Origin of the sequence: Rhodococcus sp. AW25M09, from assembly GCF_000333955.1 — a bacterium.
GTDB lineage: Bacteria > Actinomycetota > Actinomycetes > Mycobacteriales > Mycobacteriaceae > Rhodococcoides.
On the sequence record NZ_CAPS01000081.1, the window covers coordinates 21,053 to 47,360 of the forward strand.

The 26,308-nt window shown below is 64.9% G+C and carries 20 protein-coding genes, 2 tRNA genes and 1 pseudogene; 13 read left to right on the forward strand and 10 right to left on the reverse strand.

The window, feature by feature from the left end; all coding sequences use genetic code 11:
• Positions 1-142 precede the first annotated feature (142 nt).
• From RHODMAR_RS16105 to RHODMAR_RS16120, 4 genes and pseudogenes are all read left to right on the forward strand, one after another.
• Positions 143-1,638 (forward strand): annotated as a pseudogene (locus RHODMAR_RS16105) (TIGR02677 family protein).
• Positions 1,635-3,068: a TIGR02678 family protein gene (locus tag RHODMAR_RS16110; protein WP_008716393.1), complete on the forward strand. Its 1,434-nt coding sequence runs from the start codon at positions 1,635-1,637 to the stop codon at positions 3,066-3,068. The pseudogene RHODMAR_RS16105 and the gene RHODMAR_RS16110 overlap by 4 nt, the downstream one beginning before the upstream one ends.
• A 4-nt stretch (positions 3,069-3,072) precedes the next feature.
• Entirely contained in the window at positions 3,073-7,257 is a 4,185-nt protein-coding gene (locus RHODMAR_RS16115) for a TIGR02680 family protein (protein WP_008716395.1), read from the forward strand.
• Positions 7,247-8,485, forward strand: a complete 1,239-nt coding sequence (locus RHODMAR_RS16120; RefSeq protein ID WP_008716398.1) for a DUF2399 domain-containing protein — start codon at positions 7,247-7,249, stop codon at positions 8,483-8,485. The genes RHODMAR_RS16115 and RHODMAR_RS16120 overlap by 11 nt, the downstream gene beginning before the upstream one ends.
• Here RHODMAR_RS16120 and mshC read toward each other — a convergent pair.
• The 6 genes from mshC to RHODMAR_RS28300 form a co-directional block, all read right to left on the reverse strand.
• On the reverse strand, positions 8,482-9,723 hold the full coding sequence (gene mshC / locus RHODMAR_RS16125; RefSeq protein ID WP_008716400.1) for a cysteine--1-D-myo-inosityl 2-amino-2-deoxy-alpha-D-glucopyranoside ligase: 1,242 nt from the start codon (positions 9,721-9,723) through the stop codon (positions 8,482-8,484). The genes RHODMAR_RS16120 and mshC overlap by 4 nt on opposite strands.
• 24 nt (positions 9,724-9,747) lie before the next feature.
• Positions 9,748-10,521: an SCO1664 family protein gene (locus tag RHODMAR_RS16130; protein WP_198289465.1), complete on the reverse strand. Its 774-nt coding sequence runs from the start codon at positions 10,519-10,521 to the stop codon at positions 9,748-9,750.
• Between the two features lie 35 nt (positions 10,522-10,556).
• Positions 10,557-11,147, reverse strand: coding sequence for a DUF3090 domain-containing protein (locus RHODMAR_RS16135; RefSeq protein WP_008716405.1), 591 nt, complete (start codon positions 11,145-11,147; stop codon positions 10,557-10,559).
• Between the two features lie 136 nt (positions 11,148-11,283).
• Entirely contained in the window at positions 11,284-11,985 is a 702-nt protein-coding gene (locus RHODMAR_RS16140) for a histidine phosphatase family protein (RefSeq protein ID WP_008716407.1), read from the reverse strand.
• A gap of 25 nt (positions 11,986-12,010) precedes the next feature.
• A complete protein-coding gene (locus RHODMAR_RS16145) occupies positions 12,011-12,841 on the reverse strand; it encodes an undecaprenyl-diphosphate phosphatase (RefSeq protein ID WP_081606023.1) in 831 nt (276 codons plus the stop codon).
• A 476-nt stretch (positions 12,842-13,317) separates the two neighbouring features.
• A tRNA-OTHER gene (locus tag RHODMAR_RS28300) sits at positions 13,318-13,408 on the reverse strand.
• A 53-nt stretch (positions 13,409-13,461) separates the two neighbouring features.
• On the opposite strand from RHODMAR_RS28300, the gene RHODMAR_RS28305 reads away from it, so the two are divergent.
• Positions 13,462-14,019 (forward strand): aldo/keto reductase, encoded by a 558-nt coding sequence (locus tag RHODMAR_RS28305; protein ID WP_157226123.1) that lies wholly within the window; start codon positions 13,462-13,464, stop codon positions 14,017-14,019.
• A 24-nt stretch (positions 14,020-14,043) separates the two neighbouring features.
• On the opposite strand, the gene RHODMAR_RS16155 is transcribed toward RHODMAR_RS28305, so the two are convergent.
• On the reverse strand, positions 14,044-14,403 hold the full coding sequence (locus RHODMAR_RS16155) for a hypothetical protein (protein ID WP_442970056.1): 360 nt from the start codon (positions 14,401-14,403) through the stop codon (positions 14,044-14,046).
• A 258-nt stretch (positions 14,404-14,661) separates the two neighbouring features.
• Between RHODMAR_RS16155 and RHODMAR_RS16160 the strand changes: the two genes are divergently transcribed.
• The 3 genes from RHODMAR_RS16160 (at position 14,662) to RHODMAR_RS16170 (ending at position 17,140) form a co-directional block, all read left to right on the forward strand.
• The gene (locus RHODMAR_RS16160) at positions 14,662-15,696 is read left to right on the forward strand and encodes a YncE family protein (protein WP_008716415.1); all 1,035 of its coding nucleotides are present in this window, start codon (positions 14,662-14,664) and stop codon (positions 15,694-15,696) included.
• 75 nt (positions 15,697-15,771) lie between these two features.
• On the forward strand, positions 15,772-15,993 hold the full coding sequence (locus RHODMAR_RS16165) for a DUF5703 family protein (protein WP_032377864.1): 222 nt from the start codon (positions 15,772-15,774) through the stop codon (positions 15,991-15,993).
• Between the two features lie 76 nt (positions 15,994-16,069).
• Positions 16,070-17,140: a quinone-dependent dihydroorotate dehydrogenase gene (locus tag RHODMAR_RS16170; RefSeq protein ID WP_008716419.1), complete on the forward strand. Its 1,071-nt coding sequence runs from the start codon at positions 16,070-16,072 to the stop codon at positions 17,138-17,140.
• 65 nt (positions 17,141-17,205) lie between these two features.
• On the opposite strand, the gene RHODMAR_RS16175 is transcribed toward RHODMAR_RS16170, so the two are convergent.
• Complete coding sequence (locus RHODMAR_RS16175; protein WP_008716422.1) at positions 17,206-17,733, reverse strand: YbhB/YbcL family Raf kinase inhibitor-like protein; 528 nt, start codon at positions 17,731-17,733, stop codon at positions 17,206-17,208.
• 16 nt (positions 17,734-17,749) lie between these two features.
• Positions 17,750-19,111 (reverse strand): M20/M25/M40 family metallo-hydrolase, encoded by a 1,362-nt coding sequence (locus tag RHODMAR_RS16180; protein ID WP_081606018.1) that lies wholly within the window; start codon positions 19,109-19,111, stop codon positions 17,750-17,752.
• Between the two features lie 178 nt (positions 19,112-19,289).
• Between RHODMAR_RS16180 and RHODMAR_RS16185 the strand changes: the two genes are divergently transcribed.
• From RHODMAR_RS16185 to RHODMAR_RS16205, 5 genes are all read left to right on the forward strand, one after another.
• Positions 19,290-19,375: transfer RNA gene (locus tag RHODMAR_RS16185), tRNA-Leu, on the forward strand.
• A gap of 141 nt (positions 19,376-19,516) precedes the next feature.
• Positions 19,517-20,977 (forward strand): SDR family oxidoreductase, encoded by a 1,461-nt coding sequence (locus RHODMAR_RS16190; protein WP_008716426.1) that lies wholly within the window; start codon positions 19,517-19,519, stop codon positions 20,975-20,977.
• Positions 20,978-21,093: 116 nt separating this feature from the next.
• Positions 21,094-22,590 (forward strand): glutamate-cysteine ligase family protein, encoded by a 1,497-nt coding sequence (locus tag RHODMAR_RS16195; RefSeq protein WP_008716428.1) that lies wholly within the window; start codon positions 21,094-21,096, stop codon positions 22,588-22,590.
• 44 nt (positions 22,591-22,634) lie between these two features.
• Positions 22,635-23,900 carry a saccharopine dehydrogenase family protein gene (locus RHODMAR_RS16200; protein ID WP_008716430.1) on the forward strand — a complete coding sequence of 422 codons (1,266 nt, stop codon included), beginning with the start codon at positions 22,635-22,637 and terminating at the stop codon, positions 23,898-23,900.
• Positions 23,901-23,939: 39 nt separating this feature from the next.
• Positions 23,940-25,226 carry a CoA transferase gene (locus RHODMAR_RS16205; RefSeq protein ID WP_157226124.1) on the forward strand — a complete coding sequence of 429 codons (1,287 nt, stop codon included), beginning with the start codon at positions 23,940-23,942 and terminating at the stop codon, positions 25,224-25,226.
• A 368-nt stretch (positions 25,227-25,594) separates the two neighbouring features.
• On the opposite strand, the gene RHODMAR_RS16210 is transcribed toward RHODMAR_RS16205, so the two are convergent.
• The gene (locus RHODMAR_RS16210; RefSeq protein WP_008716433.1) at positions 25,595-25,966 is read right to left on the reverse strand and encodes a VOC family protein; all 372 of its coding nucleotides are present in this window, start codon (positions 25,964-25,966) and stop codon (positions 25,595-25,597) included.
• Positions 25,967-26,308: the final 342 nt, after the last annotated feature.

The following is a 26,308-nucleotide window of genomic DNA, read 5'->3' on the forward strand; positions in this document are numbered from 1 at the left end:
GCGGGGTCGTTCCGCAGGCTCCACTCCTGTCCATCCCGGGTCGTTCCGCAGGCTCCACTCCTGTCCATCCCGGGTCGTTCCGCAGGCTCCACTCCTGACCCCCTACCCTGTTCCAGTGAGCGATTCAGGTGAGGACACGGGGGTGGGCGCCGCGAACGCGTTCGTCGAGGAAGACCGCCTCGGTCTCTTTTCGTTCGCCGTCGCCGAGAAGCGATCCGAATACCTGGCCGTCCTGCGCGCATTCGACACGGCTCGCGCGAACTACGTGGTGCTGTTGCACTCGGGAGACGTAGCCGACCTCCTCGCGCGTGGGACCGGTCGGCAGGAACCGCTGACGGCGCTCGACATCGCCCCCCTGCTCGATCAGCTGCACGCGTGGGGCCTGCTCGAGCGCAGCTACGACGGCACCCGGGCCGCGACCCTCGCCGAGTACCGCAACCGCCATTTCGTCTATCAGTTCGGTCAGGCCGGTTACAAGGCCTATCGAGCGGTCGAGGACGTGCTCGGCGCTCGCCTGGACGACGCCTCGCTGTCGCGGCTGGTGTTGCCCGAGCTGCTGGCCGATATGCACGAGCTGGCCGAGGCGAACCGACAGAAAGACGGCGATCGGATCTACCGAAAACTCAGTCGTCTCGATTCGACGCTGTCGGAAATGGCGACCCGCGCGGCACATTTCTATCTCGTGCTGGGTGACCTGGTGCGCACCACCGAGATCACTCCCGAGTCCTTCCTGGTCCACAAGGACGCGCTGCTGACACACATGCGCGAGTTCAGCTCGGACCTCACGCGCTACGCCCCGAAGCTCGCCGAGGCGATCGCACTCGTCGAGGCAACCGGCATCGACGATCTCATCGAGCGCGCCGCCGTGAGCGACGAACGTGTGTTTCTCACCGTGACCGAACGGCAGGCCGACTGGACCGATCGCTGGGCCGGGCTGTCGCACTGGTTCGTCTCGGCCGAGTCCGAACTCAGCGAGTCCGAGCGCCTTCGCGAAGGCACGATGAGCGCGATCGCCGCCGTGCTGTCGCTGCTGCGTCGTGTCACCGAGACCCGCAAAGGCGGCGTCAGCCGCGAAAGTCAACTGCGCCACCTGGCCGGATGGTTTGCTGCCGCACCTACCGAAGACAGCGCGCACGCGCTGTTCCACGCCGTGTTCGGCCTCGGCAGACCTCGGCACCTGTCGATGGTCCACCCCGATGCCGACATCATTTCGACGTCCAGGTCCTGGTGGGAGGCACCGCCGGTCGAGATCTCGCGGACCTTGGCCGAGACCGGCCGAACCCCACCCCCGGCGTGCCGGGCCGGGTACAGCGCAACGACGGTGGCATCCGGCGACTCCGCGAACAGCAGCTCGACGCGCAGCGTTCGCGCAGTGCCGCGGCGCAGTCGTTGGCCTCCACAGGAATTCACGACCGCGTTCTGAACGAGCAGGAAACCGAGGTGCTGCTGAGCCTGTTGAACGCTGCCTTGACGGCGCGGGTACGCGTGAGTGGACGCACTTCGGACTCGTCCGGATCGGACAGTGGGGTGCGACTGACCCTGAGCGACAGCGACCGATCGACGATCGTGCGGACCACCCGCGGTCGACTGCATCTGGACCGGCTCTCGCTCGACGTCAGTGAGGTCGCTCGCCGATGAGAGCTCGCGAAATCTCCTCCCTCGCACTGGATTCCTACCAGCGTGCCGCCAGGGTGGCGCTGTCGAATCACCTGGTGACCACCACATATCCCGATCGAATAGCCCTCCCTCTTCTGCGCAGATGGGCAACCGAGCTGCGCGAGGACCTGCTCGAGCTGTTCGGGTATCGGCTCGAGGTCACCGAAACCACCGCGCGCCTGTTCCCGGTGATCGACCGACTCGACGACAGCCAACCCGCCCGGACGTCGACCGACCGAATCTTCGACCGTCGCAGATACGCGTATCTTTCGCTGGCACTGGCGGCACTCGGTCGAGCGGGCAACCAGATCACACTCTCCGAGCTCGCCGATCACGTTGCGGCAGAGGCGAGCCAAGTCGACGGAGTCGAGCTGACGACCGATCGAGCGAGCGACAGAGATGCCTTCGTCGACGCGATCGGCTGGCTCGCGACCCGCGGTGCGATCGCCTTGGCCGACGGCGACGCATCAGGCTGGGCCAACAATCCGTCCGCAGGTGAGGCCCTCTACGACATCGACCGTCCGGTGGTCGTCGCGATGTTCCGTCCGCCCCGTGCCGTCCAGCATCTGCGCTCGATTCGCGGATTGCTGGCAGGCTCGGACGCTCCGCTCGAACCCGACGATCTCGATTCCGAGCGTACTGATCCCGAGCGCCCGGCAGACCCGAAGGAAACGCTGCGGTCGGTGCGCCGAGCACTGGTCGAACAGCCGGTTGTCTACCTGACCGACCTGGATCGGGACGCCCGCGCTGCGCTGGCCGCGTCTCGCACTGTTGCGGATGTCGAGTTGCTCACGGGCCTCGTTGCCGAGCGTCGCTCCGAGGGAGTGGCTCTCATCGATACTTCGGGCCGACTGTCGGATTACCGATTCCCCAGTACCGGAACCATTGCTCAGGTCGCGTTGTTGATTGCGGGTGAAATCTCGGATCGGGTGATCGATCCCGATGCACCGGCGCTGGCGGCCTATCCGCTGCCCGACGGCGATGCCCTGATCGAACAGTTGGACCGAGCCATCCCTGACGGCGGAATCTTCGGCGATCTTGCCGAGTTCGGGTTTCCCTCCGATGCAACGACATTCGCCGATGCCGACAGCAGGCAACAGTACCCACTGATCGAAGACAGCTGGCTCGTGACGGTGGTCGATGATCTCGTCGAACGATTCGGCCGCACCTTCGCCGCCCAGTGGCAGACCGATCGGGACGGTCTACGGCTGCGAGCACTCGCTCTGCTGCATCGGCTTCGCCTCGTACACAGCGTATCCGGCGGAGTGTTGGTGCTTCCGGTGATCGCGCGGTACCGAGACGTCATGGTCAGTGTGCGCGATCGAACCCCGCAGGATTCGTTGTTCGCCGCCGAGAAACCCGTCAGTACCGAACAGCCCGTCAGTATCGAATCGTCCGAAGCAGAGGATTGAGTAGATGACCGCACACTCGAATCGCTTTCGGCCCACGCGAGCAGGAATCGTCAACCTGTGGGACTACCGCGATCAAGAGTTTTCTTTTGCGGACGGTCGCCTGGTGTTGCGCGGACCCAATGGGTCCGGCAAGACCAAAGCGCTCGAGGTGCTGTTTCCCTTCGTTCTGGACGGCCGGATCGAACCTCGACGACTCAATCCTTTTGCCGGAGAAGAGCGGACGATGAAATCGAACCTGCTCTATCGGGGGCAGGAAAGCGCACACTCGTACGTGTGGATGGAGTTCGGTCGCGGTTCACGCGAGGACCCCGAATCGGTGACCGTCGGAATCGGAATGCGGGCCAGTCGGCACAACGACAAGGTGACCCGCTGGTACTTCGTGGCCGACGGCCGGGTGGGCGTGGACTTCTCGCTGTTGGGTTCCGACGACCGGCCGTTGACGAAGAAGCAACTCGGTGAGCAGCTGGGCACCGACGCCCTGACGGACCGCCCGGTCGACTACCGCGCCGCGATCGATGCCCGGATGTTCGGGCTCGGCACCCAACGCTATGACCAGCTCATCAATTTGATTCTGACCCTTCGCCGTCCGCAGCTGGCCAAGAATCTGGACCCCAAGGGTCTGTCTCAGTCATTGACCGACGGTCTGCGTCCGCTGGACGAGCAATTGGTGCTCGAGGCTGCCCGCTCCTTCAGCGATATGGAAGAAGTGGGACGTGCGCTGGAAGGTTTGGCGCAAGCCGATCACGCCGCGACGAACTTCGTCTCGGTGTATTCCAAATACCTTCGGGTACAAACACGTTCGGATGTGGAGCAGGTCTCGCGTCGACTCGAGGCGGTGACGCACGCAACCACCGCGCACTTCGCGGCTGCGGCCCTGAAGGATCGGCGTCTGCTGGAGCGATCAGCGGCAGAAGTTCGGTTCGACGAGGCCGAACGCGCTCTGGATCAGGCCGTCGCCGACCGCGAGACGCTGCAGCGCTCGAGCGCCTACGAGGGCAAGCAGCAACTCGACGACCTGGCCGAGTCGGCTGCGAAGCTGGAGATCTCGACGGCCCAACAGGCCGAACGGGCCCGCAAGGCACAAGGTGATCTGGCACAGCGCACCACCGAGGCTGCCCGAGCCGACTCCGAGCTTCGCGACTCGGTAGCCGGGGTGAGCCGGGCCGAGGAAGAATTGCAGACTGCGGCCGAGGACGCCGGTATTTTCTGGACTCCCCTGCCAGGTACGGCCCGAAGCGATCAGATCAGTACGGCACTGCGCGGGCACGCCGAAGAGCGCGATGGCGACGTACGGGCGGTGCGCGAGGCACTGGGAACCGTCGAGAAGGCATCGACAGAACGCGCCCGTGCGGAGAAGGCGGCATCCAAGGCCCGGGAGTTGCTCGAGGCGGCTACGACAGCGGTCACCGAGGCCGAAGCTGCCGTCGACCTGGAGAAGGCGCACTTCGCCACCGGCCTACGGGCGTGGTGGTCGACCAATTCGGCGCTGTATTCCTCCGCGGGCATTACCTCGGCCACCTTCGAAGCACTCGACGCTGCGCTGAAAGACATCGGCGACGACGACGCCCCGAGCCTCGAATCCGTTCTCGCCGATCGGACAGCCGACGGAGTCGACGCGATTCGTGCCAGGCAAGCACAGGCGCGCGTCGACGTGACCACCCGGACAGCCGAGCTGAACGCGCTGAACGACGAATCGGCACTGGTGCGGGCCCAACACGACGACGCGCCGCCGTCGTTCGCCGCCCGGACCGACACCCGTGTGGATCTCTCGGGAGCGCCGCTATGGCAGCTGGTTCGTTTTGCCGACGCGGTCTGCCCAGCCGATGCGGCCGGAATCGAATCCGCGCTGCAAGCAGCGAATCTGCTCGACGGCTGGATCCATCCGGTCGACGACTTTCCGCTCGAGTCCGCCTCGGAGCAGTACCTCGCTCCGCTGGCCGAGGCCACACGACCGACCGGCACCACGTTGGCGTCGGTTCTCGAACCCGAGCCCGGCACCGCCGTCCCGGAATCTCGCGTCCTCGCCGTGCTCGAGTCCGTTGCACTGCACCGGGACGACGGAGCGGCCCCAGGTGGTTCGGTTTCGGTGGGCGTCGACGGCCGGTACTTCCAGGGTGTGCAGCAGGGTCGTCACGCCAAATCCGATGCCGAGTACATCGGCGCCACGGCGCGGGCGCGTCGGCGTCAGCAACGTATCGCCGAGCTCGATATCGCCATCGATGCCGCGACCGAAGCGTTGGCAACCGCGACCGTAGAAGAACAGGCTGCGCGCGAGCTGGTGCAGGCGCTCAACGCTGCCGCGAAGCGACTCCCCCGAGCGACGTCCATCGTGAAGGCGCAGCGTGCGGTCACTGCCGCCGCCGGCGCACTGCGGACCTCCAAGGACAGTTCTGCAGCAGCTGACCGCGAATTCGATCAGGCAATCGCAGACCTGTCGGCGAAGGAGAAACAGCTGCGCACCGCAGCGGTGGCGCACCGCACCCCGCACATCGGTCGCGACATCGATGCGCTCGCAGCGGCGATCAGGCATTTCGAGCATCAGGGCTCGGCGGTGATTCGCAAGCGTGCCGATCACACACGCGAGGCCGAGCGTGCCCGCGAGGCGATGAACCGACTCGACGAAGCATCCGGACTGGCCGAGGAGCTCGCCGAGGAGGCTGCGATAGCAGACGAGAGCTACCGGCAGCAGGTCCAACGCCTGGAGTTACTGACCGAGAAGCTCGGTGCTACCGCCGAACAGATCGACACCGATCTCGACAACGCACGTGAGCGCATCGAGAAGTGCCGCGCCGAGCAGCGGGCCGCACGAAAAGCGGACAAGGAAGCCGGAGAGGCGATCGGCAAGGCGGAGGGTGCATGCAACACAGCGCTCGAAAGCCTGCGAGGGGCAGTCACCGAAACCCTCGGTGATGCCGGGCGTCTCGCGCCGTACGCCCGCAAGGACCTGCTCACCATCCTCGGCGTTCACGACGTGTACGCCTGGCCTGCCAGCGAATCGGCCTGGCTGACGGTGGAACAGATCCTGTATCGAGTCCAGCAGGCCGACGGCCCCGACGACGAGGTTCCGGTGCTACCACCGGTGGTGCGCGCGCTGCATTCGGCACTCGATGCGGCAACGGCATCGGTGAAGGTCAGTGATTCGAGCCGAAAGTCCACTCGTACCGCTCTGACCAGTGCGTTGCAGGAGTTCGACTCACAGCTCGCCGCCTCGGGTCAGGACTACCGCCTGCAGTGGGATGCTCCGGACGGTTTGACGGTGGTTCGCGTGCAGGACGAGCAGGGCTATTCGTCGGTCGGCGACTTCGCGGACAGAATCGGTGCGGCCAGGTCCGATCAGGAGCTGTTGCTGACCGAGCAGGAGCGCCGCATTCTCGAGGATGCGCTGTTGACCGGTCTGGCGCAGCAGATTCACGAGCGAACTGTCGACGCGCGCGAGCTCATCGCGCAGATGTCCGCCGAGATGAAGCAGCGCCGGATGTCCTCGGGAAACACTATCGGTGTGCACTGGGTGTTGGCCGACAACCTCGACGACGGTGCCCGGGCGGTATCGAAGATGCTCGATCGAGACGCATCGGCGCTCAACCAGGACGATCTGGCCGCGATGCGAGCCCATTTCGCGTCGGAGATCAGGGTTGCTCGCGCAGCGCATCCGGAGCGGTCGTACCCCGAGATCCTGTCGACGACACTGGACTATCGCCGCTGGCGCGTATTCGCCTTCACCCTCATCAGTGGTGACGGGAACGAGGATCGCCTGACCGTTGCACGTCACAGTGCCCTCTCGGGCGGCGAACAGTCGGTCTCACTTCATCTCCCACTGTTCGCTGCGGCACACGTCATGCTCTCGTCCGCCGATCCGCACTCGCCCCGACTGCTTGCCCTCGACGAAGCGTTCGCCGGTGTCGACGACAACGGGCGCAGCGAATTGCTCGGGCTCAGTGTGCAATTCGATCTGGACCTGTTCATGACCGGATACGACCTGTGGATCACCTACGCGGACGTCCCTGGCTGCGCGCACTACGATCTGGCCCATTCGACCGCCGAAAACACTGTGAGCGCAGCACTTCTGGTGTGGGAGAACGGCGAACTGTTCGCCGAACACGACGGCACCGACCTTGCTGCCGCGCTCGGCTCGCCGTTGACGCGTCGTGTTCCGACCCCGACCGAAGGTGGGCTGGAGTTTGACCGATAACAGCGAGTGGCGGGGCAGCGCCGAATTGGCAGCCCTCCTGGATGCAGCGCGAAAGAAGTTGGAGGCCAACTGGCTTCGCGTCGGCGGCAACATCACCGTGGATTTGAGCGACGCGCCGGAATTGTGGCGCCTGTGCAGCGCGATCTCACGCTCGAATTCCAGTCTGCATTCCCGGGCGCGGAGTACCCGGCTCGACCTCCAACGGTTCGACGAGTGGCTCAGTCATTCGCTCAACGGTGGCCTCGGACTGATCGACACCCTCACCCAGCAAGCGCCGTTGCAGGACAAGAAGCGCATCGCGGCGGACAAGGCTCAGGTGCGCTCGGACGCGCTGGAACGAGCCAGGGAGGTACTCGGCGGCGGAACCGATCGCGAATGGATCGAACATTGGATCGCATCGCTGCTCAACCAGGACGGCACCCTCGGCGGACGCGTCGCCGTCGATGCGTTGGCGGTGGCCACGCAGGTGCTCGCTCGGCTTCCGGTGGACGGGCTGTCTCTGACCGAGCTCGCGGAACTGGCCAGCGGAGACACCAAGGCTCTCTCGGGTGGCGGTGCCCCGAAACTCGTTCTCGATGCGCTGTCGCTGCGCGAGAACGTGCCTCGCCCCGTCGATCCCGTCGGGATCAGGTCACTGTGGGAAACCGCGGGGGTCTCGGTCGATGCGTTGTCCAGCCGCGTGCTGGTGCTCGGATACCGCGTCGAGGAGTCCCATACCGTTGCACGATGGTTGAACGAGGCCGCTGACGAGGGGGTTCCCTTTCCCGTCACAGTGGACATGCTCTCGCGCGGCGGACTCACCAACAGCGCGTCGGTCGTGTTCGTCTGCGAGAACGTCGCCGTGCTCGCCGCTGCGGCCCGCACTCTCGGCTCCGCGTGCGCAAGTCTGATCTGCACCGACGGTCAGCCCTCCGCTGCGGTGCACCGACTGTTGGCTTCCCGTGCGCCGGGTACCACCATCCGCTGGCGGGCCGATTTCGACTGGGCCGGAGTGCACATGGTGACCCGGGCGGTCTCTCGGTACGACGCGGTACCGTGGCGAATGGACGTCGACTCCTACCGAGCCGCGCTGGACGCGCGGAACTCGGAGCCGTTGAAGGGGCATCCTACGGACAGCCCGTGGGCCCCGGAACTGGCTGCTGCTCTGCGCGATTCGGGTCGAGCAGTCATGGAAGAACGCCTGATCCCGGACCTGTTGACGGATCTGCGCCTGGGGCCTGCGAACTAACGCAGCGGAACTCCGAGCAGCGCGTCGACGGCGTCGGCGAAAGCGCCGGGAGCGCCGGCGTCCGATCCACCTCGTTCGACTGCGAAGCTCGCCCACGCGTCGAGCGCATCGAGTGCCTTCGGTGTGTCGAGATCGTCTGCCAGATGTTGGCGCAACCGGTTGATCACGTCGTCGGCCGACGCTGCGCTCTCGAGCGCCGCCGCTCGACGCCACAGTGCGAGCCTGGTGTGGGCGCGTTCGAGGACCTCGTCGGACCACGGGCGGTCCTGCCGATAGTGGCCGGCGAGCAGGCCGAGTCGCACGGCTGCGGAATCGACGTTCTCGGCGCGTAGCTTCGAGACGAACACCAGGTTGCCGCGGCTCTTGGACATCTTCTCGCCGTCCAGCCCGATCATTCCGGTGTGCACGTAATGCCGTGCGAAGCGGGGATCACCGGTGGCGGCCTCGGCGTGTGCGGCCGAGAATTCGTGGTGCGGGAAGATGAGATCGCTTCCACCACCCTGAATGTCGAACCCAGATCCGATGCGATTGAGTGCAATGGCCGCGCATTCGACGTGCCAACCGGGCCGACCATCACCCCACGGCGAGGGCCACGACGGCTCACCCGGCCGCACCGAACGCCACAGCAACGCATCGAGAGGATCCCGCTTGCCGGCCCGATCCGGGTCGCCGCCACGTTCGGCGAAGAAAGTATCCATCGTGGGGCGGTCGTAGCCGGACTCGTAGCCGAACTGCTCGGTGGCGGCGACGCTGAAGTACACGTCGGGATACTCGGCATCCTCGACGACGTAGGCGGCGCCTGCCGCGACCAACTTCTCCACCAGTTCGACGACCTCGTCGACGGATTCGACGGCGCCGATGTAGTCGCGCGGCGGGATCACGCGCAACGCCTCCATATCGGAGCGGAAAAGTTCGATCTCGCGGGCACCCAGATCGCGCCAGTCCTCACCGTCACGGTCGGCGCGCTCGAACAGCGGATCATCGACGTCGGTGACGTTCTGAACGTAATGCACGTCCGTGCCCGCGTCCCGCCACAGACGGTTGATCAGATCGAACGTGAGGTAGGTCGCGGCATGTCCGAGGTGGGTGGCGTCGTACGGGGTGATTCCGCAGACGTACATCCGTGCCGTCGAACCCGGGGTGACCGGACGCACCTGGCGGTCTGCGGTGTCGAACAATCGAAGCGCGGGACCCTGCCCCGGAATTGTCGGGATTTCCGGGCTCGACCAAGAATGCATGCAGCCGAGCCTATCCGAGCCCGATCAGAAGGCGGGCCAGGGTATGGGTCTACTCGAGCGAGGCTCCGGCATGACCGGGCGTGCGATCAACTCCTGCGCCCGATCCAGAACCGCGATCGTTTCGGTCAGGGTGATCTTGTCGACCAGGCGCGGCGCGGTGACTGCGTCGAAGGTCTCGACGAAGCGCACCACGTCGCTCATCAACGCGTCGTCCACAGCCTGGCCCGCCCAGCCCCACAACACCGTGCGCAACTTGTTCTCGGAGTGCAGGCAGATGCCGTGATCGACTCCGTACACGTATCCGTCGAGACCTTCGAGTGCGTGGCCACCCTTGCGATCGGCGTTGTTGAGGATCACGTCGAGAACCGCCATCCGCTGCAGACGCGGATCGTCGGCGTGGATCAGCGCGATCTCCTCGCCATCCCCGTCGTAGGCCTGCAACACCGGGATCCACCCTTTCGGAACGAGATCCGGACGGCAGATATCGACGAGGTCGACGCGTCCTTCGGCATGGTCCGCGGGCGTCTCGATCCACTTCTGCACCATGCCGGGCCCGAACGGCCCGTCACGCAGAACTGTCGGCGGAATCACGCCCCAACCCAATGCCTCGGAGATCTCGTACGACGCCACTTCCCGTCCCGCGAGGGTGCCGTCGGGAAAGTCCCAGAGCGGCACTTCGCCGCGGACAGGTTTGTATACGCACCGAACGGACGCGTCTCCCTCGCCCGCCTCGCACACCAGCGTCGCGTTGCTGGCCGACACCACTCGCCCGACGACAGTGAGCTCGCCGGTCTCCATGGTCTCGCGCCCCTCGAACGGAGGCAGTTCGACTGTCAAGGCTCGTCGACCTCGGTGACCGGCCCGAACGTCGCACCCCGGCGGTATCCGTTCGTTCGGATACAGACGTGCCCCTCGGGAGCCAGCGGCAGGCCGCACAACGGGCACGGCGCACGTCCCGCGGCAATCACGAGTTCGGACCGAACCGCGAATTCGCGAGCCTGAACCGGGGTGAGGAACACCCGCACAGCATCGGGGCCTTCGTCGGTGTCGTCGAGAACGACGGATTCGTCCACTTCTACTTCACTGACTGCCAACAGTTCCACGACGACAGCGTTGGCATCGGCGTCCCAGCCGAGTCCCATCGTGCCGACCCTGAACTCGGTGTCGATCGGCGTCAGCAACGGACTGGTGTCGACCGTGTCGGTCTCCTCGACCGGCACGTCGGCACCGAACCGGCGGTGCACTTCTTCGAGGAGAAGCCCCATTCGGTCGGCCAAAACCTGGACCTGCTGCTTTTCCAGGGCCACCGACACCACTCGGGCATCGTGCACCGCTTGCAGGAAGAACGTTCGGTCGCCCGGTTCACCAACGGTCCCGGCAACGAAACGATCAGGGGTGCGAAAAACGTGTATGGCGCGCGGCATTGCACCTCCTTACGACTCGAACAGCTCCGCGAAGCAAATCGCGGAACCTCCATTATCGGTCACAGATCGACCACGGACGGTATTGCGTGCTCTCCAGCCTGCCACCGATCGACATTCAGGCGCTGAATCGGCCGCTCTAGCTGCCCGAACCACCACCGACGACCGCATCGGACGAGTTCGCACCGTCCTCGGTGCTGGGCTCCTCGGCTTTGGGGACGAACGCGCTCAGGTCCGCTCCGGTGTCGTTGGTCCGCAGCACGAACGGCCTCGTCGAGGTGTACCGAACGACACTGATCGATGCAGGGTCGGCGACGATGCGCTGGAAAGTGTCGAGGTGCGCGCCCATTGCGTCCGAGATCACCGACTTGATGACGTCACCGTGCGAGCACGCCACCCACAACACGTCCCGGCCGTGCTTCGCGGCGAGTCGGGCGTCGTGCTCCCGAACCGCCTGGACCGCACGTTGCTGCACCGCGGCCAAGCCTTCGCCCTCGGGAAACACCGCTGCCGATGGATGCTGCTGCACCACTTTCCACAGCGGCTCGGCCAACAACTCCTTGATCGTCCGACCCGTCCACTGCCCGTAGTCGACTTCCACCAGACGGTCCTCGACCACCGCCGAGATACCCAGCTCGGCCGCCAGCGGCTCCACGGTCTGCTCGCATCGCAGCAGCGGAGACCGCACGATCTCGGCGATCGGAAGATCACCGAGTCGCTCGGCAACCGCCCGCGCTTGCTCGCGTCCGCGCTCGTCGAGTGCGACGCCTTCGCTACGACCGGCAAGAGTGCCGGCGGTGTTCGACGTGGAACGGCCGTGCCGGAGCAAGATGACTGTCATTGCTACGAGCCTAACGAGACAAACGTCAGGTGGCGGAAACGACCCCGCCCGCCAGCAACCCGAGCACGACGACGCCGAGCACGATCCGGTAGCCGACGAACCAGTACAGCGAATGGTTCGTGACGAACTTCAGCAGCCAGGCGATCGAGGCATAGCCCAGGCCGAACGCGATGACGGTGGCCACCAACAGCTGCGGCCCCGATGCGGCCAGCCCCGAGCCGACCGGCTCGAAGGCATCGGGCAGCGAGAACAAACCGGACGCGGTGACAGCAGGAATGGCGAGCAGGAACGAAAAGCGGACAGCTGCTTCGCGTTCGAGCCCGAGAAACAGTCCTGCGCTGGTCGTTGCTCCGGAGCGGGACACCCCGGGGACCAACGCCAGGCATTGCGCGAGACCCATGGCGATGCCGTCGCGGGTGGTCAACTTCTCGATCGGTCGCTCCTTGCGGCCGACCTTCTCCGCGATCGCAATGACGACCGCGAATGCGATCAGCATGAACGCGATGAGATACAGGTTGCGGGCACCGGTTCGGATCTGATCCTTGAAGAGCAGACCCAGGACACCGATGGGAATGGTGGCAATGATCACGTACCACCCCATCCGGTAGTCGAGACCGCGCTCCTCCTTCTTCGTCAGACCGATGAACCAGGCCTTGACGATTCTGACGATGTCGCGCCAGAAGAACAGCAGCACCGCAGCCTCGGTGCCGAGCTGAGTCACCGCGGTGAACGAGGCACCGGCATCCTCGTTCCAGAACACTCCGGACACGATGCGCAGGTGGCCCGAAGAGGAGATAGGCAGGAATTCCGTCAGGCCCTGCACTGCACCGAGTACGACCGCCTGCAGCCACGTCATGTCGATCATGCGGCACCCCGCTCCGAAAACGATGTGGTTGAACTTTTCACTACCGATGCGCGGCCGACGGCCTGCCCCCTGAATTCGCGATTCACGGGCATGACCGTACCCGCCGCGACAGGTTCATACCGAGCGCAGCGACGCGGCGCGGCAGGTTCACACCCGGCGGCGCTCCGCACTACTGTGCACTGGCGGCGGTGCAGTTTCGACACCGACGATCAATCGTAAAAGGACATTCGGCATATATGAAGCAGAGATCGGTCGGCACCAGCGGGCTTCGCGTCTCCAGACTCGGCCTCGGCACCCTCGGCTGGGGTAGCGGAACCGATGGTGATGACGCTGCAGCGCAGTTGTCGGCATTCGCCGAGGCCGGCGGAACCCTGGTCGATACCTCTCCCGCCTACGGGGACGGTCGCGCGCAACGAGTTCTCGCCGAGTTGCTCGACGACGTGGTCCCCCGGCATGAACTGGTGATCAGCAGCGCTGCGGGACTCGAACCGCGCTACGGCCGATACGACGTCGACTGCTCTCGACGCGGCCTACTCGGCCAACTGGACGCAACACTGCGCGAACTCGGCACGGACTATCTCGATCTGTGGCAGGTAGCGGCATGGGACCCGATGACTCCGGTCGACGAGATCGCAGCCACGCTCGACTACGCAGTGAGCAGTGGACGGGTGCGCTACACCGGTGCCCGCGGATACCTCGGCTGGCAGTTGGCCACAGCGGCGGGCGCAGCCGGTACCGGACGTATCGTGGCCACGCAGGCGGAGTACTCGCTGCTGGCCCGTGGAATCGAGGACGAACTGATTCCCGCCGCACACCACCACGGCATCGGCGTACTGGCTGCGATCCCCCTCGCGGGCGGCGTGCTGACGGGCAAGTACCGCAACGGTATCCCCGCGGATTCCCGCGGTGCCGATGAGTTGCACGCCGAGTCCGTCCTGACGTACCTGACGGATTCTGCCGTCAGCATCGTCGACGCCGCCGTCACCGCGGCCGACGGACTTGCCACTTCTCCACTGGTGGTAGCGCTCGCATGGGCTCGGGATCGGCCGGGAGTGAGCAGCGCGATCGTGGGCGCTCGCGATCTCGCTCAGCTGATGGGCGCATTGATGGCCGAGGAACTCGAACTGCCGTCCGCCATCACATCTGCCCTCGACGACGTCAGCGCGTGATCGGTCGGGACGCGGTTGTCCCCGTCAGAATCCCTCCAGCACGGAGTTGACCCTGTTGAAGAACGCGCGAACGGCAGTGGTGTCACGTTGTGACGCATCGGACAAGTGCTGCGCGTGTGCGACCGCGTCACGCACCACACCGATGATGCTGCGCTCGTCCGTCAGATCGACCTCGGCGACCGAATGCTCGGCAACCGCTTCGATCTCGGATCGGTCCGGCACCGGCGATCGCACGTCGGCCCGATAAATCTCCACGTAGAGGGTGCGCCGATGCACTCGAAACGCGAACGCCCGGCCGTCGTCGGTCTGCCCGAAGCCGTTCGGATGCGTTCCCGCGTTGACTTCCTCGACGACGAAATTCGTTTCCTCGGATTCCACGTCCACTCCCATATCGTGCAGCTACAGCTCACGGTCACTCCGCAGGCTCCACTCCGGGAACCAACGGTCATTCCGCAGGCTCCACTCCGGCACGCATTCCTCGTCGGACGAACACGCTACCGCTTCTCCCCACACCACCGGATCGCGCCTGATCCGGACCGGCAGATTTCGCCGAGACCAAGCACGCTGGTACAGATGTGGCAACGCCAGAACACGCCGGTGCCTTCACCGGCAGCGTCACTCGAGGGAAGTAGGTTCGATCCCATGCGAACACCGTCGGCTCGTACGGTTCGAGCGGCAGTTGCATCAGCGCTCGCCGTAGTCACAGTGTTGTCGACGAGCGCGTGCTCCAGCGACGACGAGAACAGTGGCCAGATATCCGTCGAACCGTTGCCTGCGGCTCAATCACCCGCGACCACCGTTGCTCCCGCCGGTACCGTCACCGAGTTCGCGCCCGTCGACGCGCTCACCTTCGATCCCGTCACCCGCACACTCGTGGCGCTGACCGACGCATCGACAACCGTGAATCTGGTCCGCGCCGGGGCGTCGTCGGACACACGGGTCGTCGACCTGGGCTCCACGGGAGCGGCTCTGGTCGCCGGAAGAGACTCGACTGTGCTGATCCCCATGGACGGTTCGGTCGTGAGAATCGATGTGGCAGACGGGCAGCGCACCGATCTGGCAGTCGATTCCAATGCCCGCTCTGCTGCCGACCTACCCGATGGCACGACTGCCGTCGGCGACGACACCGGCAAGGTCCGCGTGTTCGACGCGAGCGGTCAGGTCACCAGCACTGTGTCCGGGGGCAGCGTCACCTCGGCCGATGTGCTGGCAAGTACACCGGACGGCGTCTCGGTTCTCGATCGTCGACAGACATCGGTCACCGATCTGAATCTCGACGACGGCACTCTGGGAGTCGCCCTGCGCGCCGGTGAGGGTGCAGCCGAGATGACCAGCGATGAATTCGGTCGTCTGCTGGTCACCGATTCGACCGGTACCGAACTCCTTGTTTTCACCTCACACGATCTGCTGATGCGGCAACGGTTTCCGGTCGGGTCACAGCCGTGGGCAGTCGCCTACGATGAACAGTCCGGTGTCGCGTGGGTGACACTGCCTGCCCGCAACGAAGTGGTCGGATACACACTCGATACCGGAATTCCGGTCGAAGTCGAACGGTTGGCCACTGTGCGGCAGCCGGATTCGATTGCCGTAGACGCCGACACCGGCGACCTGTACGTGGGGTCGGCAACCGGAGACGGACTCCAGCGCATCCCTGCTGCGGGGCGTCGACCGGAGTAGAGCGTGCAGGAGCGACCGCAGTAGTGGAGGAGGCACGTGAACACGCACGAGAATTCGGTGCCGGGCCGGGCGAAGATGCCCGTCGGATGGGAAGTATCGCCCTCTGACGACTGGGAGTACGTTCCGTTGCGGCTTCCGCCGGACGTCACCAGGGTGACGGCGTCGATGCGGCTCGCCATTCAGGCAGAATTCGGCGGCTGGGAGCTGTCGCGGGTTCGTCTCTACACCGACGGCAGCAGACGGGTCCTGCTCAAGCGCAAAAAGACTGCACATCACATCCCCGAGCCCGGAATCTGATCGCCCGGCAGTTACTGTTCGAGCGCAGAATGCTCGACGAGCCGGATCGATCGGAAAGAAGACCGTGGCAGACAGTCTGTACCGCGCCCTGTTGCGCTTGATGTTCCTCGTACCACCGGAGCGGATTCACCACCTGGCGTTCGGGGTGCTCCGCGCCGTGGCCGTCGTCCCGCCTCTTCGCTACCTGGCCGAGAAGATGTTCGTGGTGGACGACCCGCGGCTGCGCTCGACTGTGTTCGGCATCGATTTCCCGGCTCCGCTCGGACTTGCGGCCGGATTCGACAAAAATGCCGACGGCATCGATTGCTGGGCCCCCATCGGGTTCGGATTCGCCGAGATCGGCACCGTGACGGCGCAGAGCCAGCCCGGCAATCCCACGCCCCGACTGTTCCGGTTGCCCCTCGACCGCGCAATCGTGAACCGGATGGGATTCAACAACCACGGAGCCGAGCACGCGGCGCGCAGAGTGCGCTCGAGGCGCACCCGTATCCCCATCGGTGCCAACATCGGCAAGACCAAGGTCGTGGAGCCGGCGGACGCAGCTGCGGACTACACGGCGAGCGCCGAACTGTTGGGGTCACTCGCAGATTTCGTCGTCGTCAATGTCAGTTCCCCCAACACCCCTGGGCTTCGCGACCTTCAAGCCGTCGAATCCCTGCGACCGATTCTGGTCGCGGTGCAGGCGGTGGTGACAGTGCCGGTTCTGGTCAAGATTGCCCCCGACCTGTCCGACGAGGACATCGACGCCGTTGCCGACTTGGCTGTCGAACTCGGTCTCGACGGCATCGTGGCCACCAACACGACGATTTCCCGCTCCGGACTGCGGACCGATTCCGAGGTGGTCGCTGCGGTGGGAGCGGGCGGACTGTCCGGACCGCCGGTGGCCGACCGCTCGCTGGAGGTACTGCGTCGCCTGTACCGCCGGGTGGGGACCCAGCTCACCCTGATCTCGGTCGGGGGCATCGAGACCGAGGCGCAGGCGTGGGAACGCATCACCGCAGGCGCTTCTCTGGTCCAGGGATACACCGGCTTCATCTACGGCGGCCCACTGTGGATCCGGAGCATTCACCGGGGGCTGTCGGCGCGGCTCGCGCAGCACGGTTTCGCCACGATCGCCGACGCGGTGGGTTCGGCCAACAGAGTCTGACCGTCCCGGTCTCGTGCGCCTTTTGCACCCTCAGAGGTATGCAAAAGGCGCACGAGGGGACGCAGTCAGGCCTCGTAGGTGCCAGAGATCACCGCGCGCGCGATGGCGTGCGAGAACAGATTGAATCCGAGATAGGCCGGGGTGGCCGTCTCGTCGACCTCTAGTCGGTCGACATCGACCGCATGGACGGCGATGTAATACCGGTGCGGGCCGTGTCCGGCGGGCGGAGCCGCACCGATGTAGCGGAACAGGCCCGCGTCGTTCTTCAGCGTCACTGCGGTGCTGGGCACTCCGGTGCCGCCGTCGTCGCCTGCGCCCGAGACCAGAGACGTCGTCTCGACGGGGATATTCGCCACTGCCCAGTGCCAGAATCCCGATGCCGTCGGCGCGTCGGGGTCGTAGACGGTGACAGCGAAGCTCTTGGTGCCCTCGGGAAATCCGGTCCAGGACAGTTGTGGAGAGGTGTCGTGACCACCGGCTCCCATGATGCCGCTGGCCTGCGCAGTGGCCAGTGACTTTCCGTCCTCGACGTCCTCGGACGTCAACTCGAAGGTCGGTAGGTCCGGAAGCGAGTCGTATGGGTTGTACGCCACGATGTGTCCTTTCGTATCAGCTGTGCAGCAAGAAGTGTTCGAGTACCTGTGTACCGAACTCCAACGACTCCACGGGTACTCGTTCGTCGATGCCGTGAAACAACGCCGCGAAATCGAGTTCGGGCGGAAGCTTCAGAGGAGCGAAGCCGAAACAGCGAATTCCGATGCGCGCGAACGCTTTTGCATCCGTACCGCCGGACAACATGTAGGGAACGGTACGGCCGTTCGGATCGTGTGCGAGCACCGCCTCGTTCATCGCATCGACGAGATCGCCGTCGAACGTGGTCTCGTACGGTTCGAGCTTCGTGATCCACTCGCGCTCGACGTTGGGGCCGATCAACTCGTCGACCTCCTTCTCGAATGCTGCCTGCCGCCCGGGTAGCACCCGGCAGTCGATCACCGCGGTCGCTGTCTGCGGAATCACATTCGCTTTGTATCCGGCCGAGAGCATCGTCGGGTTGGCCGTGTCTCGCAGGGTCGCTCCGACGATGCGGGCGATGCTGCCGAGCTTGAGCAGGGTGCCGTCGATGTCCGGCGACGTCGGGTCGAAATCGAGACCCGACTCCTCGGAGACCGCGCGGAGGAACTGTGACACCGACTCGGTGAGAACAAGCGGGAACGTGTGATTGCCGAGCTTCGCGACGGCCTCGGCCAGATACGTCACGGCGTTGTCGTCGTGCAGAAACGACCCGTGCCCGGCTCGCGCCTTCGCGGTGAGCCGCATCCAGGCCAGACTCTTCTCTGCCGTCTCGACCATGTAGAGCCGCTTCTCGGTGCCGTCCGGGCGAGCGACGGTCAGCGAGAATCCCCCGACTTCGCCCACTGCCTCGGTGACGCCTTCGAACAGGTCCGGTCGGTTGTCGACCAACCAGTGCGATCCGTACTTACCGCCCGCCTCCTCGTCGGCGAGGAACGCGAAGAGGATGTCGCGGGGCGGAACGGTTCCGTTCGACTTGAATTGGCGGGCCAGCGCCAGCGCCATGCCCACCATGTCTTTCATGTCCACTGCGCCGCGGCCCCATACGTACCCGTCCTCGACCGCACCGGAGAACGGATGCACGCTCCAGTCGGCCGGCTCCGCCGGTACGACATCGAGGTGGCCGTGGACCAACAGGGCGCCGCGGGTGGAGTTCGAAGCTCCGCGCAACCACGCGAACACGTTGCCTCGGCCCGGTGCACCGGACTCGACGTATTCGGTCTCGTACCCCACCTCCTCGAGCTTGCTCGCCACCCACTCGGCGCATTCTTTCTCGCCGACGGTGGTCTCGAGTTCTCCGGTGTTCGACGTGTCGAACCTGATGAGGGAACTGACCAGATCCACGACTTCGTCGAGGGCGACGGTGGGGTTGGTATCGGTGCGATTTCCGGGGTCGCTCACATCGTTGGGCACACCATTGTTCCTACCACCAGAATTGGTCGCGGGCACCACCTGGATTGGCCTCGAGCATGAACTGACGTGCGGATTTGGGTTATCGGGAACCCGTCGGATAATCTTACGCAGCGCACAGCGACCAGCTGTGAAGGCAACAACAGAATATGCGGCAACGGTCGCACATGTCCGAGTGGCGGAATGGCAGACGCGCTAGCTTGAGGTGCTAGTGTCCTATTAACGGACGTGGGGGTTCAAGTCCCCCCTCGGACACCGTCTGAAAGTTTTGACAGACAGAGATTTTCACAGATCTGAGTTGAGACAGACGAAATCGACCCTGATTCTTCGGAATCGGGGTCTTTTTCGTTGTGTCCACTTCGACGGCTCGACCGGGCCGATGTTAGGAGACCGACGATGGACTCGATCGACCCCACCGAGCTCGAGACGTGCTTGCGGGTACTGGCGCAGGCCGCCGAACTGGACAAGAATCACCCAGATTCGATTGCCGTTCAACGCGCCTCCGGTGCGATGTTCAAAGACCTCAAGCGTGCTCGACGCGTCGCTGCGCGCAATGCCGTCAATGCCGCCGACCGCGCCGTCGTCGCTGCGACCGCAACTGGATCCCCGGACCGGATCGACGACGAGACGGCCGGTCTGTCGCTCACTTCGCGCGCCGAGGGCGAGATCGCGGGCACGCTCATCAAGGCTCGGCCCTGCTACATCTGCAAGCAGCGCTACACCGATGTCGATTCGTTCTATCACCAGCTCTGTCCGGAATGCGCCGCACTCAACCGCGGCAAGCGCAACGCTCGGACCGACCTGTCCGGACGACGCGCGCTGTTGACCGGTGGGCGGGCGAAGATCGGGATGTACATCGCACTTCGACTGCTACGCGACGGCGCACACACAACTATCACCACCAGGTTCCCCAACGATGCGGTCCGGCGATTCGCAGCGATGGACGACAGCAGCCAGTGGCTGCACCGTCTGCGCATCGTCGGGATCGATCTGCGTGACCCGGCTCAGGTTGTGGCCCTTGCAGATTCGGTCGCCGCAGAAGGCCCGCTCGATATCTTGATCAACAATGCCGCCCAGACCGTCAAACGCTCCCCCGGTTCGTACAGCGCACTGGCCGATGCCGAAGCCGAACCACTGCCCGCTGCATTGACCCAGGGAGCAGGCCCCGAGCGCATCACCTTCGGCAAGACCAGCGATGCCCACCCCGCGTCACTGGCGAGCTCGTTGCCCGTCACCGCGCTCGGTGAACAGCCGGCCGCTGCCTTGAGCGCAGACGATGTGGCCTCGCTCGCGATGGTCGCGGGCTCGGTCACGGCCGAGAGAATCGAAAGCGGCCTCGCTATCGACGCGGGCGGTCTGGTACCCGATCTCGCCGAGACCAACAGCTGGATCCACACCGTCGAGCAGGTCGACCCGGTCGAACTGCTCGAGGTCCAGCTGTGCAACTCCGTTGCGCCGTTCATCCTCGTGTCGCGACTGCGCCCGGCCATGGAGGCCTCTCAGGCGCGACGCAAATACGTGGTGAACGTCTCGGCAATGGAGGGCCAGTTCGGGCGCGCGTACAAGGGCCCCGGACACCCGCACACCAACATGGCCAAGGCGGCACTCAACATGCTGACACGTACCAGCGCAAAGGAAATGCTGGACAGCGGAATCCTGATGAGCGCCGTCGATACCGGCTGGATCACCGACGAACGCCCACATCCCACCAAGATGCGGCTCGCCGACGAGGGATTCCACGCACCGCTCGACCTGGTGGACGGCGCCGCTCGCGTGTACGACCCGATCGTGCAGGGAGAACTCGGAATCGATCTGTACGGTGCCTTCCTCAAGGACTACCAGCCGTCGCCGTGGTGATCTCGGTGTGTTTTCCGTGTGCGTCCCCCAGGAGGAACGCGGGCTGCGATACTCGGAAAACCCGAAGCTGTTCGCGTGAGCGGACGGCCCTTCAGACGCACCGATAGGCGGTCACCATGGGCGAGGACGTCGAGCGTCGCAAGTTCACCAGACAAGACCGGCACGAGTTTCGCCAGAAGGTCCAGGACTGTCTCGACGCGTTGGCGATCATGTTGGCCGACGAAACCTTTCACGTCGGCGAACCTCAGATCGGCATGGAGATCGAGCTCAACCTCGTCGACGACGACATGGCACCGGCGATGGCCAATGCCGCGGTGCTCGACGCCATCGCCGATCCCGACTACCAAACCGAACTGGGTCAGTTCAACATCGAGATCAATGTCGATCCGCGGCCGCTGCGAGGCGAATCCATCGCACAGTTGGAAACGGATCTGCGGCGATCGCTGAATGCGGCGGACGAACGCGCTCGCACCTCGGGCAGTCGCCTCGCCATGATCGGAATGCTTCCGACGCTGGACGAAGAACACTTCGAGCATCGATGGCTCTCGGCGAATCCACGCTACGACCTACTCAATCAGCAGATCTTCGCCGCACGAGGCGAGGACATCGAACTGAAGATCGGCGGTGTGCGACTTCCCGGAGCCGCCGCCTCCGAAGACCTGGACATCGTCACCGACACCATCCTCCCCGAGGCCGCGTGCACCTCGGTGCAGTTGCATCTGCAAGTTGCGCCGGATGAATTCGCCTCGTATTGGAATGCAGCGCAAGCCCTCTCCGGTGTGCAAATAGCGTTGGCCGCCAACTCGCCGTTCTTCGCCGGGCGCGCCCTGTGGCACGAAACTCGTATCCCACTGTTCGAGCAAGCCACCGACACCCGGCCACAAGAGCTCAAGAATCAGGGCGTTCGTCCACGGGTGTGGTTCGGCGAACGGTGGATCACCTCCATTTTCGATCTGTTCGAGGAGAACTCGCGCTACTTCCCCGCCCTGTTGCCCGTCTGCAGCGACGAGGATCCCAAAGCCGCGCTCGCCGAGGGAAAGATTCCGTCGCTGGCCGAGCTGCGCATGCACAACGGAACCGTCTACCGATGGAACCGCCCGATCTACGACCGGTCCGGCGACGGTCATCACCTCCGACTCGAGAACCGCGTTCTTCCGGCCGGCCCCTCGGTGATCGACACCCTTGCCGACGCCGCGTTCTACTACGGCACCGTGCGCGCGTTGGCCGACGCCGATCGACCGCTCTGGTCGCAGATGTCTTTCGACGCCGCCGAGGAGAACGTGCACTCGGCGGCCCGCGGCGGCTTCGATTCGATGCTGTATTGGCCCGAGGTCGGCTGGGTGAGTCCGCAAGAACTGGTGTTGCGTCGGTTGCTACCGATGGCCGACGCCGGATTGGCGGCGTACGGCGTCGACGCAGCGGTCCGCGATCGCTATCTCGGCGTGATCGAGGCTCGGTGCCTGGCGAAGAAGTCCGGTTCGGTCTGGCAACGAGAGGCAGTCGTCGCTCGCGAGCGGGCAGGCGACAAGCGTGACCGAGCCCTTGCCTCGATGCTGGGCGACTACGTCACGCTCATGAACGCGGGAGAACCGGTGCATACCTGGACGATCTGACGGCGTTTCGACTCGCCTGGGTGATTCGGGTTACTGTCGCTGACATGAACTCGCCTGCTCCGGACTCGACCAACGGCCCCGATCGCACTCACGACATCGTCGTCTACGGCGTCACCGGCTTCGTCGGGAAACTGACGGCGAAGTACCTCGCCGAGCACGCACCGGCCGACACCCGGATCGCCCTCGCAGGTCGCTCGGCGAAGCGGGTGCAGGCCACGCAGAAGGAACTCGGACCGAAGGCCGGTAGCTGGTCGGTCCTCGAAGCAGACGCTACCGATGTCGCGTCGTTGGAGGCCATGGCCCGATCCACGCGCGTGGTCATCACGACGGTCGGCCCCTATGCGAAGTACGGATTGGCTCTGGCGACAGCCTGCGCCGAGGCCGGGACGGACTACGTGGACCTCACCGGCGAGGTCCTGTTCGCCAGAGAGAGCATCGACGCCAATCACGAGATCGCGCAACGTACCGGGGCCCGCATCGTCCACTCGTGCGGATTCGATTCCGTCCCGTCCGACATCGGTGTACATGCGCTGTACGAGGCTGTCACCGCCGACAACGCAGGCGAACTCACCGACACCACCCTGGTGGTCACCTCGATGTCCGGCGGAGTCAGCGGCGGCACCGTCGACTCCTTGCGTGGGCAGATCGAGACGATGAAGAAGGACAAGCGGGCCCGACGCATCGCCGCTCGGCCGTACTCGCTCAGCCCCGACCGAGGCCTCGAACCACAGCTCGGCCGGCAACTCGACACCGTGCTGATCGACGGCAAGAAGATCGATCCGAGTCTGCGTGGCTGGAAGGCACCTTTCGTCATGGCCTCGTACAACACGCGAGTCGTGCGGCGCAGCAACGCGCTTCGCGATTGGGCGTACGGAAAGCAATTCCGGTACAGCGAGGTGATGAGTGTCGGATCGTCGTTCGCCAGCCCCGTTCTCGCCGGAGCATTGTCGGCCGGGCTGTTCATCGGTGTGTCCGCCATGACCGTGCTGCCGGGCAAGGTTCTCGACCGTATTCTTCCCAAGCCGGGCACCGGCCCCAGCGAAAAGGCCCGCGAGAAGGGGCATTTCACCGTCGACCTGTACACGCTCACCACGTCGGGTGCGCGCTACCGGGCCCGTGTGAAGGCGTCGGGCGATCCCGGCTACAAGGCGACGGCAGTCATGCTCGCCGAGTCGGCGTTGGCTCTCGTACTCGGAGGTGACGCGCTGCCGAAGGCGAGTGGCGTACTCACTCCGGCGACCGCAATCGGCGACGTTCTGATCGATCGTCTCAACTCGGCCGGAATGGAGATCTGGGCCAAGCGCAGCTGACGTCGGCGCGGCAACTGTTCTCGGATGGAGCACCAGGCGGTGAGTGCCTTCCTCGCAGCGACCTTGCCGGTGGCAACTGTTGCTGCCGAGTCGGTCGCAGCCCTCGGTGCCGAAGTCGGCAGGTTGCGGCGCGTTCTCGGGCTCCATCCGTCCGCCGACTCGGACGCTTCCACGCGGGCACCGACCGCATCGATGCAGCGGATAGCTGCATCGTTCATGGGCGATTCGATGCTGCGTATCGACGATGCACCGGTGCAGCCGTTCGCTGACCTGTCCGGTTTCTTCCGCGTGGCCGACGGCTGGGTGCGGACCCACGCGAACTATCCGCATCACCGGGCGGCGCTGCTCGATGCCGTCGGTCTCGACAGTGATTGCGGCAGAGATCGATTCGTCGACCGGTTGGCGAGTATGGCTGCAGCCGAGCTGGATCGGTCGTGTGCCGAGAACGGGGCTCTCGCGGTGCAGGTTCGCACGGAAGATGAGTGGTGGGCCCACCCAGCAGGCGAAGCGGCTCGCTTCGGCCCGGTGATCGCGCGTACCGATGCCGCGGACTCCACGAACTGTCGAGTCCCGGGGTTCCGAGGCTGCACGGCTGCCGCTCCACTCGCGGGTATCCGCGTGCTCGATCTCACTCGGGTGATCGCCGGCCCGGTCGCCACTCGCGCTCTTGCCCTGTTCGGTGCCGAAGTGCTGCGTATCGACTCGCCCCACCGCCCCGAAATCGCCTGGCAGCATCTGGAAAACGGGCAGGGCAAGCGTTCGGCGTCGGTAGACATGAACACCCGCGCCGGACTCGCCCGAGTGCACCGATTGCTCGACTCCGCGGACGTTCTGGTCACCGGGTATCGGCCGCGAGCTCTGGAACGCTTCGGACTCGAACACCGTGCGGAGGCCGTACACGGGCGAGTCAGCGCCTGGGGTACCCGAGGGCCATGGTCGGGTAGACGCGGATTCGACAGCCTCGTACAGGCTGCCACCGGCATCTCGATCCTCGAAGGCCGTGCCGGAGAACTGGGGCGTCTGCCTGCCCAGGCACTCGACCACGCGAGCGGGTATCTGCTCGCCGCGGGTATCGTGTCCGAATTGGCCGATCGGGCGGACGGATTCGGCTCGAATGCGTCGGTGGAGGTGTCCCTGGCCCGAACAGCAGCATGGTTGCTGACACTTCCCGGACGGGATCACGGCCATGGTCCGGCCCAGACGCCGCCACCGGACTGCGTGGTGACGCACGGTCGCGTCACGGCGGCGAGGCCGGTGTTCGACGAGTACGTGGACTACCCGTTTCCGGCACGCCCGTGGGGAACCGACGACGCGGACTGGACGTGACTGTCTGTTTCAGAAGACGACTGCACTGTTTCAGAGATGGACTGCACTACTCGCCTCTCGCGACCAAAACGACCACAACAACCGACATCGGCACTCGTCACTGGGCTACCTCAACCCGGCCGAGTACGCTGCCCAATGCACCCACACCCACCAACCTGCGGGCTGCGAGATCGACTGACATCAATCAGAACGTGGCTCTAGAACGCGGTGGTCCGACTATCGGGGACCTGCCACGATCTGAGCCTGTCGGTTTTGTGAGTGGCTGCCTGTTTATCGACCATGAAGCAGGAACGTTGCGAAAGCGCGGCGCGAGGCCAGTAACAACCGTTGTTCCGTATTACAAGCAGTGGGCTCGGCAGTACCAGAAGTCAGACGTATGGCCGCGTCAGCAGCTCGACCAAGTGCCCGCCCGGGTCGAGAAGGTAGAGAGCGCGGCCTCCGTCTTCGTGGTTAATCTCGTTGTGCGAGCGCTGGGGATCGCCCCAGTAGTCGGTCCGAGATTCGATCAACGACGCGAGGACTCGATCGAAATGCTCGTCGTCAACGAGGAATGCGAAGTGTAGTGAATCAAACGTTCGCGGGGCTTTGGCGAGTTGCAGGAGCACGCCGTTAGACATGATCAGATTGGCGAAAGGCCCCCAGGAGGGAGCATCAACAATCTCCAACAGGTTCCGGTAGTACGCCGCCGAAACTTCGGCGTCGTTGGCAGGAATGATGATGTGGTTGAAAGTGGCAGTCATTGGGTTTCCAATCGTCGAAGATGAGAGGTAATTACTCAGCTCGACGGCGGAGCCCGCATGCCTGCCGTGTGAACCACAGAAGTAACCGCGGCCGGGGGTAGATACAGCATTAGGTGCTGTCGCATCTCGCGGCTAGTCACGCGAGAATGTAGGGTGCAACGAAATCATCGTCGGCTCCCAAAAAGTCCGACGCCTCCATACCTGACAGGGACTGTCAACGGCACGCGACGTTGCATCAACGGTAGCCCACACGGTCGGGCTCGTCCAAGCGAGACCACCAGGCTCGTTGACGGGCATCAAGACCGTCCGTCGTGCCGATGGTCAAACTGCACACCCAAGCCC

Coding starts and splice junctions, on each gene's coding strand:
- RHODMAR_RS16110 (WP_008716393.1), top strand. CDS start 1,635: ATGAGAGCTCGCGAAATCTCCTCCCTCGCACTGGATTCCTACCAGCGT.
- RHODMAR_RS16115 (WP_008716395.1), top strand. CDS start 3,073: ATGACCGCACACTCGAATCGCTTTCGGCCCACGCGAGCAGGAATCGTC.
- mshC (WP_008716400.1), bottom strand. CDS start 9,723: ATGCATTCTTGGTCGAGCCCGGAAATCCCGACAATTCCGGGGCAGGGT.
- RHODMAR_RS16130 (WP_198289465.1), bottom strand. CDS start 10,521: ATGGAGACCGGCGAGCTCACTGTCGTCGGGCGAGTGGTGTCGGCCAGC.
- RHODMAR_RS16135 (WP_008716405.1), bottom strand. CDS start 11,147: ATGCCGCGCGCCATACACGTTTTTCGCACCCCTGATCGTTTCGTTGCC.
- RHODMAR_RS16140 (WP_008716407.1), bottom strand. CDS start 11,985: ATGACAGTCATCTTGCTCCGGCACGGCCGTTCCACGTCGAACACCGCC.
- RHODMAR_RS16145 (WP_081606023.1), bottom strand. CDS start 12,841: ATGACGTGGCTGCAGGCGGTCGTACTCGGTGCAGTGCAGGGCCTGACG.
- RHODMAR_RS28305 (WP_157226123.1), top strand. CDS start 13,462: ATGACTCCGGTCGACGAGATCGCAGCCACGCTCGACTACGCAGTGAGC.
- RHODMAR_RS16160 (WP_008716415.1), top strand. CDS start 14,662: ATGCGAACACCGTCGGCTCGTACGGTTCGAGCGGCAGTTGCATCAGCG.
- RHODMAR_RS16165 (WP_032377864.1), top strand. CDS start 15,772: ATGCCCGTCGGATGGGAAGTATCGCCCTCTGACGACTGGGAGTACGTT.
- RHODMAR_RS16190 (WP_008716426.1), top strand. CDS start 19,517: ATGGACTCGATCGACCCCACCGAGCTCGAGACGTGCTTGCGGGTACTG.
- RHODMAR_RS16195 (WP_008716428.1), top strand. CDS start 21,094: ATGGGCGAGGACGTCGAGCGTCGCAAGTTCACCAGACAAGACCGGCAC.
- RHODMAR_RS16200 (WP_008716430.1), top strand. CDS start 22,635: ATGAACTCGCCTGCTCCGGACTCGACCAACGGCCCCGATCGCACTCAC.
- RHODMAR_RS16210 (WP_008716433.1), bottom strand. CDS start 25,966: ATGACTGCCACTTTCAACCACATCATCATTCCTGCCAACGACGCCGAA.